Genomic DNA, 15,781 nt, shown 5'->3' on the forward strand with positions numbered 1-15,781 from the left:
GCGGGCGTTCGGTGTCGGCGGGGCATCGCCGAGTGCACGACCTGGCGCCGAACGCACGGGCTATCGGATGCCGGAAGGCCGTGCGCTCGGGCACAGCCCGTGCACTCGGCGGGGTGCCAGGCGGGGGCGGCGGGGCGTTGGTGCGTCGGGGCGGCGTTCGGTGTCGGTTGGGTGTCGGATGGGCGTCGCCGAGTGCACGACCTGCCGCCGAACGCACGGCTTATCGGATGCCGGAAGGCCGTGCACTCGGGCACAACCCGTGCACTCGGCAAGGTGGGGGTGGAGCTCAGGGGCGGAGAGGAAGCAGGGCCTCGATGTCGGCGCGCGTGCCGGAGGCGTGGATCAGCCCGGCCGCGACGACCTCCGCCCAGGGGCGCGCGCCGGTGGCGACGGCGATCCAGGTGGCGGCATCCATCTCGACGACGTTCGGCGGAGTGCCTCGGGTGTGCCGCGGCCCCTGCACGACCTGCACCGCGCCGAACGGCGGCACGCGCACCTCGACGGAGTTGCCGGGCGCCTTCTCGACCAGCAGCTGCAGCAGATACCGCACCGCCGTCGCGAGGTCGGTGCGCGCGGGGCGTTCGTCTGCCTGCACGGCCGTGGCCACGGCCGCGAGCGCGTCGCGCCCGGCGTCGGTGGGGATGCTGCGGGCCATGCCCCCAACGCTACCCGTCGGCGCGGGGCGGACGCCGGGTCCCGTGATGCGCGTGCGGCGCGCGCAGCGGGGCCCATCCCACTCGTCACGCCGCGGGCCCTCGCGGCGTGCTGCACGAGGCCCCGTCCCGCGCGACGCCCCGGGCCCTCGCGGCCGCGGCGGACGAGACCGGCCCGGCGCGACGCCCCGGGCCCTCGCGGAGCGCGCCGAACGAGCCCCGACCTGGGGCGCGCCCCGCTGGCTCGCCCAGCCAGGTCGCGAAACTCCTCCAATAAGGGAGCCGCCGAGCCGCCGAGCCGCGGGAATCCGTGGCGGGCCCGGCGGGCGGCCGATGGAATGGAGGAGTTTCGCGGAGCGGGCGCACTGCGACAACGGCGCCGGGCGCTCGGCTCGGCAACGGGCGTGCCACCCCACCAGCACCCGCGCCCCACCGGAACCTCGCCCGGCCCCGCTGCGAAACTCCTCCAACCCGGAAGCCACCCAGCCACCCGTCCGCGGGAATCTGCGGGCCAGCCGGCAGCCGCGCGACGGAATGGAGGAGTTCCGCGACGCGGGCGGGCGAGGAGCGGCCTGGGTAGGCTGGCCGGGTGAGAATCCTGGTCCTCGGTTCCGGTGCCCGTGAGCACGCCATCCTCCTGGCCCTGAAGGGCGAGGGCGCGGGCCACGAGCTGTTCGCGGCGCCCGGCAACGCCGGCATCGCCGCCGACGCGACGGTCGTCGACGGTCTCGATGCGAACGATCCGGGTGCCGTGACCACCTTCGCCAACGAGGAGCACATCGACCTCGTCGTCATCGGCCCCGAGGCGCCCCTGGTCGCCGGCGTCGCCGACGCCTTGCGCGAGCGCGGCATCCCCGCCTTCGGCCCCGGCCGCGCGGCCGCACAGCTCGAGGGATCGAAGGCGTTCGCGAAGCGGATCATGGATGCCGCCGGCGTGCCCACCGGCCGCGCGACGCGCGCGACCACCCGCTCCGAGGTCGAGGCCGCCCTCGACCGCTACGGCGCACCGCACGTCGTGAAGGCCGACGGCCTGGCCGCCGGCAAGGGCGTCGTCGTCACCGACGACCGCGCCGCCGCACTCGCCCACGCGGACGAGTATCTGCCGACCGGCCCGGTGCTCGTCGAAGAGTTCCTCTCAGGCCCCGAGGTGTCGCTGTTCTTCCTCAGCGACGGCGACACGGTGCGCGCCCTCAGCCCCGCCCAGGACTTCAAGCGCGCCCTCGACGGCGACGCCGGCCCCAACACCGGCGGCATGGGCGCCTACTCGCCGCTGCCGTGGCTGTCCGACCGGTTCGGCAGCGAAGAGGCCTTCGTCGACGAGGTCACCCGCACCGTGGCCGCCCCCGTCGTACGCGTCATGGATGCCGAGGGCACCCCATTCATCGGCCTCCTCTACGCCGGGCTCATCCTCACCGACGACGGCATCAAGGTGATCGAGTTCAACGCCCGCTTCGGCGACCCCGAGACCCAGGTCGTCCTCCCCCGCCTCACCAGCCCGCTGTCGCGCCTGCTGCTGGCCACCGCCTCCGGCACGCTCGAGGACGAACCGGCGCCCGCCTTCGCCGACACCCGGGCCGTCACCGTCGTGCTCGCGAGCGAGGGCTACCCGCAGGCCCCGGTCACCGGCCGCGTCATCGGCGGCCTGGATGCCGCATCGTCGGTCGACGGGGTGCACCTGGCACACGCCGCCACCGCCGCGCGCGGCGACGACCTGGTCGCCACCGGCGGCCGCGTGCTCAACGTCGTCGCCACCGCCGACTCATTCGCCGCGGCGCGCGAGCGCGCCTATCGCGCGATCGACCGGATCTCGCTCGACGGCTCGCACCACCGAACCGACATCGCCGCCCGCGTCGCGACGGACTGACCCCGGGGCCGCCGACCGGTCGCTTCGCGCTCGGCCTCCGGCCTCCGCGCCTCCGCGCCTCCCGGCCTCCGCCCCTCCCGGCCTCCGCGCCTCCGTCGATTGCTCGCTGCGGCCCGCACCTCCTCCCGCTGAACTCCTCCGATCCAGCCGTCGCCCTCGGCGTCTCCCCCGTGTTGTCGCGCCCGGGCGCCATGCGCCGTCACGGGGTGGAGGAGTTTCGCGGCGCTCCCGCCATGCGCTCCCGCCATGTCGCCCGCCCGCGACGAACGCCCAGACGCTAGACCAGGACGTCGCCGTGCAGGAAGTCCCGTCGCTCGGGCCAGCGCTCGTGGGCGACTGAGACGCGCAGCCCGAACCCCGCGTCGAGGTCGACGTGGTCCGGAAGCGTGACGTGGAGGCCGTCGGCGCGGCGCTCCCAGGCGACCGCCTCGAAGGTCCCGAGCAGCTCGACGGTCTCGACCTCGGTCTCGATCAACCGCAGATCGGTTCCGAGCGAGCGCACCACGACCTCTCGCGCGTCGCCGCGCACCGACAAGACGTACACGTAGTCGACGAACGCGTTGTGGCGGTAGGTGAACCGATAGTCGCCGGGGCCGAGTCGGCGCGGTGCGGTCTCGTCGAAGTCGATGAAGGACCCCCGCGGGTGGCCGTCGGCCCCTCGCCGAACACACGCCACGGCGTCGTTCCGAAGATCCCCTCGCCGTTGACGGCGAGCCAGTCCCCGATCCGCTCGAGCAAGGCGATCTCGACGTCGGGCAGCGTGCCGTCGGCGCGCGGACCGACATTGAGCAGCAGGCATCCGTTCTTCGACACGACGTCGACGAGGTCGCTGATGAGCTCGTCGACGTCTTTGTACGCGTGATCGGCGACGTACCCCCACGAGCTGCGCGACACCGAGGTGTCGCTCTGCCACGGTCTGGCCCGGATGCCGGCGGCGGCACCCCGCTCGATGTCCCAGACACCCGCGCCTTCCGGCATCGCCTCGTTCTTGTAGTTGAGCACCACACCCCGCCCCCACTCGGCAGCACGGTTGTAGTAGTAGGCCGCGAGCCTGCGCAGGGTGGCATCGAACCCCGGCGCGTCGATGTAGAAGTCGAAGTAGAGCATCTGCGGGCGGTAGGCGTCGATCAGGTGCGTGGTGCGCAGCAGCCAGTCGTCCATGAAGTCCTGATCGGGGCCTGACTCTTCGCGGCTGGCCGGGCCGTAGAGGTCGCTCCACCGCGGGTCTTGCACGTCGGAGGCCAGGTCGCGCCCGGCCGCGTAGTAGAACCAGTTCTCGAGCCGGTGAGACGAGGCGCCGACGGTCAGCGACAGGCGCCGGCACGCCTCGGCGAGCTCGCCGAAGACGTCACGGTGCGGCCCGACGAGCGGGGCACGCCAGCGCGTGCGCGGCTCGTCGTACATCGCGAACCCGTCGTGGTGCTCGGCCACCGGCACCACGTAGCGCGCGCCGGAGCGGCGGAGCACCGCGGCCATGGCATCGGGGTCGAAGTTCGCGAAGTCCAGCTGCGGGATGAAGTCCTTGTAGCCGTGGACGGTGGTGTCGCCGTACCGCTCGAGGTGATGCTCGCGCACCGCGCTTCCGGGGCGGTACATCAGGCGCGGGTACCACTCGGTGATCGCTCCCGGAACGGCGAACACGCCCCAATGCACGAAGATGCCGAACTTCGATCTCGTGAACCACTCTGGCGGCTCGTAGGTGAGGAGCGACTCCCACGTGTCATCGAACGGGCCGCGGCGGATCACCTCGTCGACGGCGGACAACCGCTCGGCGGTGTCGGACGGCTCGGCGCGCGGCGGCACCCAGGACAGATCGGGCGACCGCCCTGCGGGAGTCAGCACGACCAGGCGCCGACGTCGTCCACGGCGCGCACCACCGGTTCGCCGCGCTCCCGGCTGAGAGCCGCGGCCTCGACGATCCCCACGATCGCGAGGATCTCGGCATCCGTGTTCCAGGGACGACCCATGTGTACCGCACGGATGATCGCCTCGAGCAGCCCGACATGCAGATCGGGGCCGACCTCGATGTCGAACGCCCGCTCACCGTCCGGCCCTCTCACCACGCCGCGGGTGAGGGGGCCCCATTCGTCATCGCCGCGCAGCGTGGCACAGCGAGCATCCGACCAGGTGATCCGCACGCCGGGGCCCGTGGCGTCGACGACTGTCCAGCCCGGTCCCAGCGCGGTCACAGCGAGGTCGACCAGGTGCACCCCGTACCAGGCGAGGAACGGATGGTGCGGCTGCTCGGGAAGCGGTCCCTCCAGGCGCACCTCGCGGGGAGCGGCGACCGCGCGGATCGTGGCCTGGAACGCGGGGGTGAAGCGCTTGGGTGACGCCGACAGCACGAGGCATCCGTGAGCGCGGGCGGTGGCGAGCGCCTCACGAGCGGCGATGCCGGTGAGCGCGAAGCGCGTGTTGACGAACACCGGCTTGCCGAGCACGCTCACCCGACCGAGCAGGGCCGGGTGGGTGCGGGCGTCGCTGGTGAGGATGAGAAGCACATCGGATGCCGCGGCCACCGCCTCGGGCGTGTCGAGCAACGGCACCCCCCGCTCGCCGAGGGCCGCCGCCTGCGCCGCATTGCGATCACGGCTCGGCGGGAAGTCCTCGGAGGTGGGGGCCTGCCATGCCGCCGCGACCAGCGCGCCGGGCACGCGTCCCGAGCGGCCGTCGCCCAGCAGATCCGCGAACTGCGTGGCATGGGACTGGTCGACGCCGATCAAGCCGAAGCGCAGCGGCGCGGCATCCGTCGTCATCCCTTCACACCCGACGAGGTGATGCTCGAGACGATGTGGCGCTGCAGGAGGATGAAGATCACCAGACACGGCACGAAGCTGATGAGTGCCGCTGCCATGACATTCGACGTCGAGATGGTCTCGCTGGCCAGTGAGGCCAGGCCCACCGTCAGCGTGCGCGCCTCGTCGGATTGCCCGATGACCAGCGGCCACAGCAGGTCGTTCCAATGCCAGAGGAACACGAAGATCGCGAGAGTCGCGAGCACCGGGCGGATGAGCGGGAGGACGATCGCGACGAACGTGCGCCACTCGCCCGCACCGTCGATGCGGACCGCGTCGAACAGTTCGTCGGGAAGGTCGCGCACGAACTGACGGATGAGGAACACCGCCTGCGCGTTGGCGAGGGTGGGGAGGATGAGACCCCACAGCGTGTTCACACCTCCCAGCCCCGCGATGAGGATGAACGTCGGGATGAGCGTGGCCTGCATGGGCACCATGAGGGTGGCCACGATCGACCAGAGCACCACGCTGCGCCCCGGGAACCGCTTGCGGGCCAGCGCGTACGCGGCCATCGACGCCGTCAGCAGCACGAGCACGACCGAGACGACGGAGTACACCAGCGAATTCCAGAACCACAACGGGAACTCGCCGACGTTGAAGATGCGCACGATGTTGTCGAACGTCAGCGAGGACGGCCACGCATACGGGATCGTCGGGGCATGCTCCGGGGACAGCGCGAGGATGATGACCGCCAGCAGCGGCGCCACCGTGAACAGCGAGATGACCACGAGGGAGACGGTGACCCAGGTCTGGCCGCCGGTCGCACGACCGCGGCGCCGACGGGACGGCGCCCCGGGGACGAGCGCCGGTTCGGCGGATGCCTCGTCGGCGCCGACGGGGAGGGAGGTCATGGCGGTCATGCCTCCTCCTTTCCTTCGAAGAACCGCCGCTGGATGAGCGACAGGATGAGTACGATGACGAACAGGACGATGCCGATCGCGGCGGCGTAGCCGAAGTCGAAGAAGCGGAAGCCCTGGTCGAAGAGGAAGTAGATGATGCTGTAGCTGGCGCGCGACGGGCCGCCGCCGGTCATGACGTAGATGGTGTCGAACACCTGGAAGCCCACGATCGTCTCGATCACCAGGACGAAGAACACGACGGGCTTGAGCAGCGGCAGCGTGATGTGCCGGAAGGTCTCCCAGGCATTGGCGCCGTCGATGCGCGCGGCTTCGTGCACCTCGGCGGGTTGGGCCTTGAGGCCGGCGAGGAAGATCAGCATCGAGTACCCGAAGCCCTTCCAGGTGGCCACCATCGCCAAGCTGAGGAGCACGAGCCACGCGTCGCCGGTGAGGAACGGCACGGCCCCCAGACCGATCGCCTCGAGTGCCGCGTTCAGCGGTCCGTCGGCGGCGAAGATCCACTTCCAGACGATGCCTGCCAGCACGAACGAACTGAGGTAGGGCACGAACAGCAGGGCGCGGAACACACCGCTCGCGCGCACCAGCCGATTGAGCAGCACCGCGCCCACCAGCGAGACGACGACGATGAGCGGCACGAAGAACAGCACGTAGAGCAGCGTCGTTCCCAGGCTCTGCCAGAAGTGCGGGTCGGTGAACAGGCGCGTGTAGTTGTCGGCGCCGAGGAATTCGATATCGCCGTTGAGGCGGTACTGCGTGAGGCTCATCGCCCCCGCGCCGCCGATCGGCAGGAACTTGAACACGACGAAGATGAGGATCGTCGGGAGCACGAACAGCAGGCCGGCGACCGCCTCGCGGCGTCGGGCGGCCACCTGTCCCGGGCGCCGCGCGGGCGGGGTGACGCGCCGGGGAGACGACGTGCGTCTCCGGGATGCGGTGTTCACGGACATGGCTGGCACCAATCGGGTCGAAGGATGGACCGGTGGGGGGACGAGCCCCCCACCGGTGCGATCAGTTGCGGTCGAGGATGGCCCGCGCCTCGTCGGCGGCCTTGGAGAGCGCCTCTTCAGGCGTGAGCTCGTCGCGCAGCGCGGCCTGGATGTAGGGCGCGAGGGCGGCCATCACCTGGCGCGCGGCCGGGTTCGGTTCGCCGGGGTTGGCGTACTCCAGCGCCGCCTGCAGCGTCTCGTAGTCGGCGCCCTCCCCGGGCGCCGGCACGTCGGTGCGCGCGGAGAAGTTGCCCGAGGCCGCGGCCAGCTCACCCTGGAACTCCTCGCCGCCCAGATAGCGCAGCACCTCGTACGCCGCCTCACGGTTCTCGCTCTTGTTGATGGAGGTGAGAGCGATCAGACCCGGGTTGCCGAACGCGACGCGCTCCTTGCCTTCGAAGGGCAGCGCGACCTCGACGCCCTCCCCGCCGACCGCGGCGCGCAGCGGCTCGACCTCGGCGGGAAGCCCGTTGGTGTGGATGCCGACCGTGCCGGCGGCCCACGGCGAACCGTCGATCGCGATGGAGGCCGTCGCGGCATCCGCAGGCAGACCGCCCATGTCCTTCAGGTCGACGAGGAACTGCAGGGCCGACACCCCCGCCTTCGAGTCGAAAGCGATGTCGTCGCCCTCCTCGGTGAACACGGTGCCGCCGGCCTGCCACAGGAAGGGATAGAACGACAGGTTGAGGGTCTGTTCGGTCGTTCCGGCGTAGTCCATCACGGCGATGCCCTTCTCCGCGAGCTCGGGAGCCGCCTCGAGCACCTCGTCCCACGTGTCGGGCACCTCGATGCCGGCATCTTCGAACACCCGGGTGTTGACGACGTTGGTGGCGATGTTCTGGAAGATCGGCACCCCGTAGGTCTCGCCGTCGAAGGTGCCGGCCTCGATCGTGCTGGGGTAGAACGCGTCCGGGGCGTCGATCGCGTCGTCGACGGGCAGCACACCTCCGACATTCAGGTAGGTGGCCGCCATGTCGGGCGTCACCAGCGCGAGATCCGGACCGGAGTTCGCTGCCAGAGCGGCAGAGATCTGCTCGTCGCGTTTGGCGAAGGGCTGCAGCTCGATGGTCAGCTCGACACCTGGCTGGGCCTTCTCGAACTTCTTCTCGACCTCGGCCCAGAACTCCTTGCTCTTGGCCTCGTCTTTGATGACCGGGTACATCCACATCGTGACCTTGCCGGTCACCCCGCCGTCTGCGGCGGGTTCTGTCGATCCGCCAGCGGATGCGCAGCCGGTCAGGGCGAGCGCGCCGACCGCGGCGACGGTGACGGCGAAGCGGAGCTGTCGTCTGCTCATGCGTGTTCTCTCTCTTTGGTGGCACCGGAAGCCTCGTCGGTTCCGGATTCGAGTGGTGTTGCGGGGCGGGGGTCGAAGCCGGCGGCGGCGTCTTCGAGGGCGGCGAGCGCGCGGCGGTGGCGCCCGTGGCCGGGCTGCGGCCAGAGCAGCGCGTCACCCGTGCGGCGCATCCACGCCAGCAGCGCGGCCGACAGCAGGGCGGTCACCTCGCTCGTGGACGGGGCGCCGGCGATGTTGGTCAGTTCGCCCTCATCGGCCACGAGGTCGTACAGCTCGAGGGTGGGGCTGGTGCCGATCGAGGGTCCGACGAGGTCGACCGGCATGCTGCGGTGATGCCAGGACTGCGTCGGGTCCATCGCTCGCGGCGCGTTGGAGAAGTTCGCGATGAGCTTGTGCGTGCGCGTGCGCACCGCACGCTTCGGGTCGTAGTAGGTGTGGTAGCTCAGCTGAGCGAAGACGTGCTCGCGCGTCGGCGCGTCCTGCTCGACCAGCGCGGTGAGGCTCGCGCCCTCGACGCCGACCGGGCGCGAGGTCGCCGCACCCTCGTCATCGCCGACTTCGTCGAGGCCCACCAGGTCGAAGAGGGTCGGCAGCACATCCACATGGCTCACGATGTCGCCGATGCGACGGCCCCTCCAGGCGGCCCGCCCCGGAGCCCGCACGATGAGCGCCACGCCCAACCCGGCGTCGTACAGCGTGCACTTTGCGCGCGGGAGCGCCAGCCCGTGATCGGTCGTGAAGACGACGACCGTGTCGTCGCGCAGGCCCAGCGCGTCGAGGCGGGCGAGCACGCGCCCGACCCCCTCGTCCATGGCGCGCACCGCACCCTGCAGTTCGGCCATCTCCTCCCGCGCACCTTCGTCGTCGCGGAGGAAGGCGGGAACGGTCAGGCCGAGGCTCGTGTCCGTCTCGCCGCTCTCGCCGAGGAAGCCCATGACGCCGGCCCGGTCGCGGTCCGACGGCGATCGGTGCGGCTCGTGGAAGCCCACCTGCAGGTAGAACGGGCGCCCGCTCTCGGCCGCGACGCCCAATGCCTCCACGGCTCGAGCCGACACGACATCCCGGTCGCCGCCCGTGCGCACGCGATCGAATCCCAGCCGTGTCGCAACGTCGTCGTCGGCGAGGACGGCCGACTCATGGTGCACGCCGACGAGCTCGGTGCGGTACCCCACGGCGCGCAGGCGATGCGCGATGTGCGTCGACGGATCGGCCAGATCCCAGCCGAACGGCTCGTGGGTGAGGCCGAGCACACCGTTCTGCTGCGGGTAGGCGCCGGTGAACAGCGAGGCGCGCGCGGGACTGCAGTGCGGCGCTGTCGAGAACGCCTGCTCGAACACCGCGGACTCGGCGGCGAACGCGTCGAGGTGCGGAGTCGACACCGTCTCGACACCGTAGGCGCCGAGGAACCGCCCGAGGTCGTGGCAGTGGAGGATGAGGATGTTGCGCATCAGCCCATGCGTTCCAGGTCGGCGCGCGTGAGCGCATACTGCAGGGGCTCGCCGGCGGCGAAGCGTCGGATCTCGCTCACGACGATCTGCCCGGCGCGATGTCGCGACTCGACCGTGGCCCCGCCGAGGTGGGGTGTCACGAGCACGTTGGGCAGCGTGCGCCACCGCTCGGTCAGCGGCTCCTCTTCGAAGACGTCGAGGGCGGCGTCCAGCCGCCCCGAGGCGACCGCGGCGTACAGTGCGTCGGCGTCGAGCAGTTCCGCGCGAGCGGTGTTGACCACCAGGGCACCGTCGCGCAGCTGCGCGAGTTCGCGGGCACCGAGCATCCCCGTCGTCTCCGCGGTGATCGGAGCATGGAGGGCGAGCACCTCCGCCTCGGCGAGCAGCTCGTCCAGACCACGACGGCACGCGCGCAGCGGGTCGTCGTCGGGCAGGTACGGGTCGAACACGAGCACCTCTGCGCCGAGGGCCTGGCACATGCGGATGTATTCGCGTCCCGTGCGACTGGCGCCGACGACGCCGATACGACATCCGGCGATCTCGCGGGCCCGCGGAACCTGACGGGCCTGTTCCCAGTCGCCACCGCTGCGCAGAGCGTGGTCGGTGCGCTGCACCCGACGCAGCAGCGCCATCGTGAACGTCAGCGAGAGTTCGGCGACTGCCGGTGCCATCGCCGCTCCGGCCTGCGAGATCGGAAGGCCGGAGGCCCAGAAGGCATCGTCGGTGAGCGCCTTGAGGGAGGAGGCGGCGTGCATCACGAAGCGCAGGTCGGGAGCGTCGGCGAGACGCGCGGCGTCGAGGCGGGGAAAGCCCCACGCGGTGACGACGACGTCGACCCCCCTCATCGCGGCGCGGAAGGCGTCGGGATCGGCGAGGTCGCGGGGCTCAGCGACGGCCACGGCGCCCAGACCTTCGAGCGCGGCGCGCGTCGCGGCGGGGAACATCGCGGCGGCCTCCGTCGCGGGCACGCTCAGCAGAATGCGGAGCCGTTCCGTCGGAGGGGAGGGGCGTGGGCCCGTGACGCCGTTGTCGATCATTCGACGAGAGTAATTGCACGAAGAGTGTTTAGTCAATGACTGAAGTAATAAGATGTGAACACCAGGGCGCCGCGTACGCACACGCGGGCGGGCCGGGGCAGACAGGATGAGGTTCCGATGACGGATGCGATCGCGAGGCGTACGCGATGAAGTTGCGTGCCGGGAGCAAGGCACTGATCCGCGAGATCAACGAGGCGCTGGTGCTCGATGTGGTGCGCGCCCGCCAGCCCGTCGCACGCGCCGTCATCGCTGCGACGACCGGCCTCAGTCCGGCCACCGTCACGGGGATCACGGGCAAGCTGCTCAGCACCGGCCTGCTCGCGGAAGCAGACGTCGTGAGGGGCACGGGCGGCCGTCCCGCTCGCCCGTTGCGCCTCGGTCGCGACGCCGTCTTCGCGGCGGGCGTGCGACTGGCGGCATCCGAGGCGATCGTGGTGCTGGTCGACCTCACCGGCGAGGTCGTCGACACCCACCGCGAACCCGTACCCTCCACCCATCCCGATGAGGCCGCCGCTGCCATCGTGCGGGGGGTGGAGCACGTGGCCGCCGCCCGCGCCGATGCCGCGCTCATCGGAGTCGGCGTCGCCGTCTCGGGGATGGTCGACCAGGCCGGCGGTGTGGTGCGGCACAGCGGCGCCCAGCAGTGGGAGGACGTGCCGTTGCGCGCGCTGCTCGCAGACCGACTCGGTGTGCCGGTCATCATCGACAGCTACGTCAACGCTCTCGCTTCGGGCGAGCTGCTGTTCGCTCCCCGACACGAGGGGCGCAGTCTCCTCGCCTTCACCGTCGGCACCAGTCTGGGTGCCTCCGTGGTCGTCGAGGGCAGGATCCACCGCGGGTTCGACGGCACCGCCGGGGGATTCGCGCACTGGCGGGCGGATGGCGCAGCCGAGGCGGACCGCCCCTGCCACTGCGGCGCCACCGGGTGCCTGGAGACGTGGGCCAGCGGGTGGGGTCTGGCGCGCGAGTACGAGCGACGCGGCGTCACCGCTGACACCGCGTCCGACGAGATCCGCGTGCAGGTGCACGACGAAGCCGCCCGGCGACTGGGGGCGGCCATGGCCAACGCCTGCAAGATGTTCGGTCCGGAGCGGGTGCTCGTCGCCGTCGGATCCGAGGTCGACGGCGACGCGCTCCTCCCCCGCGCCGCCGCGGTGTTCGCCGAGCAGTTCGTGCACGAGCACGCTCCCGCTCCCGCCCTCGACGTGACGGCGGCAGACCGCCTGGCTTTCGCTCGGGGCGCAGCCTACGAGGTGCTCGCGCACATGTTCAGCGCGGACCGCGCCTTCGAATCCGAGGCCGACGACCACACCGAGCGCGCAATCGCACACTGACCCTCCCCCACCCATTGCGGGCGGGATGCGGGGCACGGCATGCTGGCCGGGGGACGTCTGGGGGGACGGCATGGCGGAACAGGTCGGCATCATCGGCGGCGGGATCGTCGGCATCGCACTCGCGCGCGAGCTGACGGCGGCGGGCGCCGAGGTCACCGTGCTCGAGAAGGAGAGCCGGCTCGCGCAGCATCAGACCGGCCACAACTCCGGGGTCGTGCACGCCGGCCTGTACTACGCGCCCGGATCGATGAAGGCGACGCTGTGCGCCGAGGGACGCGGCCTGCTGCGGGAGTTCTGCGCCGACAGGTCGCTGCCCTACCGCGCGGTCGGCAAGCTGGTCGTCGCCGTCGACGCCGCGGAGCTGCCGGCCCTCGCCGAGATCGAGCGGCGCTCGCGCGCCAATGCCGTGCCCGACCTCACCCGCATCGACGATCCGGGGCGGCTGCGCGAGGTCGAACCGCACGTCGCCGGCGTCGCGGCCGTGCACTCGCCGCAGACCGCGGTGGTCGACTACGCCGCCATCACCGAGGCCCTCGCGCAGGACGTGCGCGCCGCGGGCGGCCGCGTGCTGCTGCACACCGAGGTCACCGGCATCCGCATCGAGCGCGGCCGCGTGCGGGTGATCACCCGCACCGGCGCGCACCTCTTCGACCGCGTGGTGGCCGCCGCCGGGCTGCAGTCCGACCTCATCGCCCGCCTCGTCGGGGCCGACCCGGCACCGCGCATCCTGCCGTTCCGCGGCGAGTACTGGATGCTGAAGCCGTCGCGCACCGGCCTCGTGCGCGGCATGATCTACCCGGTGCCCGACCCGCGGTTCCCGTTCTTGGGCGTGCACTTCACCCGCGGCGTCTACGACGACGTGCACGTCGGACCCAACGCGTTGCCGGCCCTCGCCCGCGAGGGCTACCGCTGGCGCGACGTGTCGCTCGCCGACACCTGGGGGTCACTGCGCTGGCCCGGCGCCCCCGCCCTGGCACGCCGCCACTGGCGCATGGGCGTCGACGAGATCAGCGGGTCGCTCGTGAAGGCGCTCTACTTCCGCAAGGCACGGCGGTTCATCCCCGAGCTGGCGATGGGCGACCTCGCCCGCAAATCGGGCGCCGGCGTGCGCGCACAGGCCTGGGGCCGGGCGGGGGATCTGCTCGACGACTTCGCGGTCGACCAGGTGGGGCCGGTCACCGTGCTGCGCAACGCCCCGTCACCGGCGGCGACGAGCGCGCTGGCGATCGCCCGCTACCTGCGCGCCCACCATCTCGGCTCGCCCGCCGCCCGCTGAGCCCGGAACGCCTCGCCGCCGCGCGCCCGGTTGACGGGGCGCGCGGCGGCGGGAAGGGCGCTCAGCGGGATGCCGAGGCGGGAACCTCCGCGGCGGGAACCTCCCCGGCGGGGGCGTCGCCGCGCAGGTGCTCGGGCTTCTTCAGGAACAGCACGACGATCACGCCCACCGCCATCACGATGATGGGGAGGATGAGGCTCTGCGCCATGGCATCCGCGAAGCCGTCGAGGGCCTGCGGCGGGAGGGCTCCCGAACCGAACTCGCCGCCGGCCGACCCCGCCTGCGGCAGGTTGGCTTCGAGGCGCGCCTGCATGAAGGCGGCGATGGCGGCCGATCCCATGACCGAGCCCACGGTGCGGGTGGTGTTGTAGATGCCGGCGCCGGCGCCCGCCTGTCGGGGCGACAGGTTGCGGGTGGCGGTGGTGGCCAGCGGCCCCCACATGCCGGCGTTGCCGATGCCGATGAGCGCGGCCGGGAACAGGTACATCCAGGTGGGGGTGTCGGGGTGCATGAGCAGCGCGTACCAGGCGAGGGCGACGGTGACGCAGAGGAGTCCGGGAACCAGCAGCACGCGCGGGTCGACGCGGTCGAGGATGCGTCCCGCGATCGGCGAGAGCACGCCGGCGGCGACGGCCGTCGGGATCAGCAGGAGCGCCGACTCGGTGGGGGTGAGCCCCTTGGCGAGCTGGAGGAAGAACATGAGCGGCAGCGTCATGCTCGTCACGACGAAGCCGACCACGGCGATGCCCATGTTCGACACCGAGAAGTTGCGCTCGGTGAACAGGCCCAGCGGCACGAGCGGCTCGCTGCGGGTCTTCGCCTGCTGCCAAAGGAACAGGCCCATCACGACGATTCCGCCGACGATCATGCCCCACACCCAGCCGGCCCAGTCGTAGTGCTCGCCCTCCTGCAGTCCGAAGACGATGAGGAACAGTCCGGTCGCGCTCAGCGCGACGCCGACGAGGTCGAACCGGTGCTGGTGGGTATCGAGCTTGGGGACGAGGATCCACGCCAGCACGAAGCCGATCACGCCGACGGGCAGATTGACGAAGAAGATCCACTCCCAGCCGAAGCCGTCGACGAGCAGGCCGCCGGCCAGCGGACCCACGAGCATGGCGACGCCCGAGGTCGCGCCCCACAGGCCCATGGCGGCGCCGCGCTGGGTGGGCGGGAAGGTGCGGGTGATCACGGCCATCGTCTGCGGCGTCATCAGCGCCGCACCCAGTCCCTGCACGGCGCGGAACGCGATGAGCGTGCCGAGGTCGGGCGAGAGCCCGCACCCGAGCGAGGCGAGCGTGAAGACGGCGAGGCCGATGAGGTAGATGTTCTTGGGGCCGAAGCGGTCACCGAGCCGGCCGGTGATCAGCAGCGGCACGGCGTAGGCCAGCAGGTAGGCCGACGTCACCCACACCACGTTGTCGAGGTTGGCGGTGGCCGGGTCGAGCGCCGCCTTGATGGCGGGGTTGGCGACCGAGACGATGGTCGTGTCGACGAGGATCATGAAGAATCCGATGACCAGCGCCCACAGGGCGGGCCAGGGACTCTGGGTGCGGACGGTGCCGGTGGGCGTACCGGTGGTGCCGGTCGTCCCGGTGGACGGGGTCGTGCTCATGCGCGGGCGGCCTCTCTCTGTGCCAGGTAGCGGTCCGTGGGGGCGGTGTCGGTGCCCCACGGGATGTCGTCGTCGGCGAGGCGCGCGATGAGCGCCTCGCTCCAGGTCAGGTCGGCGCGCACGAGGGCGAGGTCGCGCTCGACCTCGACGAGGTACTGCAGCGGCACCCCCTTCGCACGCCCCTTCGTGTAGCCCTCCGTGAGGGCGGACTCGTAGGCCGTGAGGGCGGTGTGACGGATGCCGAGCCTGTCGCGCACCTCGTCGCGGTCGAGGTTGTGCGACTCGGCCAGCGCGATGCGGAACTGCGCGGGAGTGTCGATCCCGACCAGTTCGCGCCGCACCCAGTCGAGGGCGACTGCGACGCCGGCATCCGTCACCGAATAGGTGGTGCGCTCGGGGCGGTTGCCGTCGCGGTCGACGCCGACCTCCACGATGAGCCCGCTCTTCTCGAGGCGGGCGACCGTGTGGTACATCGTGCCGTTGGTGATGGTCACCAGCCGGTCGTCGTGCCGGATGCGCATCAGGCGCATCATCTCGTAGGGGTGCATGTCGTCTACGCGCAGCAGCGTCAGGACCATGAGTCCCAGCGGCGTCAGGCGGTCGACGGCATCCTTCATCT

The 15,781-nt window shown here is 71.5% G+C and carries 14 protein-coding genes; 3 read left to right on the plus strand and 11 right to left on the minus strand.

Features of this window, described 5'->3' with window-relative positions:
• Positions 1-286: 286 nt before the first annotated feature.
• Positions 287-655, minus strand: a complete 369-nt coding sequence (locus N3K63_RS03415) for a sterol carrier family protein (protein WP_261578581.1) — start codon at positions 653-655, stop codon at positions 287-289.
• A 587-nt stretch (positions 656-1,242) separates the two neighbouring features.
• Between N3K63_RS03415 and purD the strand changes: the two genes are divergently transcribed.
• Complete coding sequence (gene purD, locus N3K63_RS03420) at positions 1,243-2,517, plus strand: phosphoribosylamine--glycine ligase (protein WP_261578582.1); 1,275 nt, start codon at positions 1,243-1,245, stop codon at positions 2,515-2,517.
• Between the two features lie 277 nt (positions 2,518-2,794).
• Here the strand turns inward: purD and N3K63_RS03425 are convergent, their stop codons facing one another.
• The 8 genes from N3K63_RS03425 to N3K63_RS03460 form a co-directional block, all read right to left on the minus strand.
• On the minus strand, positions 2,795-2,992 hold the full coding sequence (locus N3K63_RS03425; RefSeq protein ID WP_261578583.1) for a hypothetical protein: 198 nt from the start codon (positions 2,990-2,992) through the stop codon (positions 2,795-2,797).
• Complete coding sequence (locus N3K63_RS03430) at positions 2,989-4,359, minus strand: alpha-L-fucosidase (protein WP_261578584.1); 1,371 nt, start codon at positions 4,357-4,359, stop codon at positions 2,989-2,991. Before N3K63_RS03430 ends, N3K63_RS03425 begins: the two co-directional genes overlap by 4 nt.
• Positions 4,353-5,273 carry a gfo/Idh/MocA family oxidoreductase gene (locus N3K63_RS03435; protein ID WP_261578585.1) on the minus strand — a complete coding sequence of 307 codons (921 nt, stop codon included), beginning with the start codon at positions 5,271-5,273 and terminating at the stop codon, positions 4,353-4,355. The genes N3K63_RS03430 and N3K63_RS03435 overlap by 7 nt, the downstream gene beginning before the upstream one ends.
• On the minus strand, positions 5,270-6,172 hold the full coding sequence (locus tag N3K63_RS03440) for a carbohydrate ABC transporter permease (protein ID WP_261578586.1): 903 nt from the start codon (positions 6,170-6,172) through the stop codon (positions 5,270-5,272). The genes N3K63_RS03435 and N3K63_RS03440 overlap by 4 nt, the downstream gene beginning before the upstream one ends.
• Positions 6,169-7,041 (minus strand): carbohydrate ABC transporter permease, encoded by an 873-nt coding sequence (locus tag N3K63_RS03445; RefSeq protein WP_261578587.1) that lies wholly within the window; start codon positions 7,039-7,041, stop codon positions 6,169-6,171. The genes N3K63_RS03440 and N3K63_RS03445 overlap by 4 nt, the downstream gene beginning before the upstream one ends.
• 139 nt (positions 7,042-7,180) lie before the next feature.
• Complete coding sequence (locus N3K63_RS03450) at positions 7,181-8,455, minus strand: sugar ABC transporter substrate-binding protein (RefSeq protein WP_261578588.1); 1,275 nt, start codon at positions 8,453-8,455, stop codon at positions 7,181-7,183.
• Positions 8,452-9,903, minus strand: a complete 1,452-nt coding sequence (locus N3K63_RS03455) for a sulfatase family protein (RefSeq protein WP_261578589.1) — start codon at positions 9,901-9,903, stop codon at positions 8,452-8,454. Before N3K63_RS03455 ends, N3K63_RS03450 begins: the two co-directional genes overlap by 4 nt.
• Positions 9,903-10,871: a hydroxyacid dehydrogenase gene (locus N3K63_RS03460; protein ID WP_261578590.1), complete on the minus strand. Its 969-nt coding sequence runs from the start codon at positions 10,869-10,871 to the stop codon at positions 9,903-9,905. The genes N3K63_RS03455 and N3K63_RS03460 overlap by 1 nt, the downstream gene beginning before the upstream one ends.
• 215 nt (positions 10,872-11,086) lie before the next feature.
• Here N3K63_RS03460 and N3K63_RS03465 point away from each other — a divergent pair, with 215 nt between their 5' ends.
• Entirely contained in the window at positions 11,087-12,274 is a 1,188-nt protein-coding gene (locus tag N3K63_RS03465; RefSeq protein WP_261578591.1) for an ROK family protein, read from the plus strand.
• A 70-nt stretch (positions 12,275-12,344) separates the two neighbouring features.
• Complete coding sequence (lhgO, locus tag N3K63_RS03470) at positions 12,345-13,550, plus strand: L-2-hydroxyglutarate oxidase (protein WP_261578592.1); 1,206 nt, start codon at positions 12,345-12,347, stop codon at positions 13,548-13,550.
• 61 nt (positions 13,551-13,611) lie between these two features.
• Here the strand turns inward: lhgO and N3K63_RS03475 are convergent, their stop codons facing one another.
• Together N3K63_RS03475 and N3K63_RS03480 are read right to left on the minus strand one after the other, a co-directional pair.
• Positions 13,612-15,162, minus strand: a complete 1,551-nt coding sequence (locus tag N3K63_RS03475) for a DHA2 family efflux MFS transporter permease subunit (protein WP_261578593.1) — start codon at positions 15,160-15,162, stop codon at positions 13,612-13,614.
• The gene (locus N3K63_RS03480) at positions 15,159-15,779 is read right to left on the minus strand and encodes a PadR family transcriptional regulator (RefSeq protein ID WP_261578594.1); all 621 of its coding nucleotides are present in this window, start codon (positions 15,777-15,779) and stop codon (positions 15,159-15,161) included. Before N3K63_RS03480 ends, N3K63_RS03475 begins: the two co-directional genes overlap by 4 nt.
• Between the last annotated feature and the right edge of the window lie 2 nt (positions 15,780-15,781).

Source organism: Microbacterium festucae (assembly GCF_025421715.1).
Lineage (GTDB): Bacteria > Actinomycetota > Actinomycetes > Actinomycetales > Microbacteriaceae > Microbacterium > Microbacterium festucae.

Bases quoted from the DNA above. Each gene is read 5' to 3' on its own strand.
- N3K63_RS03450 (WP_261578588.1), bottom strand. From the start codon at position 8,455: ATGAGCAGACGACAGCTCCGCTTCGCCGTCACCGTCGCCGCGGTCGGC.
- N3K63_RS03440 (WP_261578586.1), bottom strand. From the start codon at position 6,172: ATGACCGCCATGACCTCCCTCCCCGTCGGCGCCGACGAGGCATCCGCC.
- N3K63_RS03455 (WP_261578589.1), bottom strand. From the start codon at position 9,903: ATGCGCAACATCCTCATCCTCCACTGCCACGACCTCGGGCGGTTCCTC.
- N3K63_RS03435 (WP_261578585.1), bottom strand. From the start codon at position 5,273: ATGACGACGGATGCCGCGCCGCTGCGCTTCGGCTTGATCGGCGTCGAC.
- lhgO (WP_261578592.1), top strand. From the start codon at position 12,345: ATGGCGGAACAGGTCGGCATCATCGGCGGCGGGATCGTCGGCATCGCA.
- N3K63_RS03475 (WP_261578593.1), bottom strand. From the start codon at position 15,162: ATGAGCACGACCCCGTCCACCGGGACGACCGGCACCACCGGTACGCCC.
- N3K63_RS03465 (WP_261578591.1), top strand. From the start codon at position 11,087: ATGAAGTTGCGTGCCGGGAGCAAGGCACTGATCCGCGAGATCAACGAG.
- N3K63_RS03415 (WP_261578581.1), bottom strand. From the start codon at position 655: ATGGCCCGCAGCATCCCCACCGACGCCGGGCGCGACGCGCTCGCGGCC.
- N3K63_RS03480 (WP_261578594.1), bottom strand. From the start codon at position 15,779: ATGAAGGATGCCGTCGACCGCCTGACGCCGCTGGGACTCATGGTCCTG.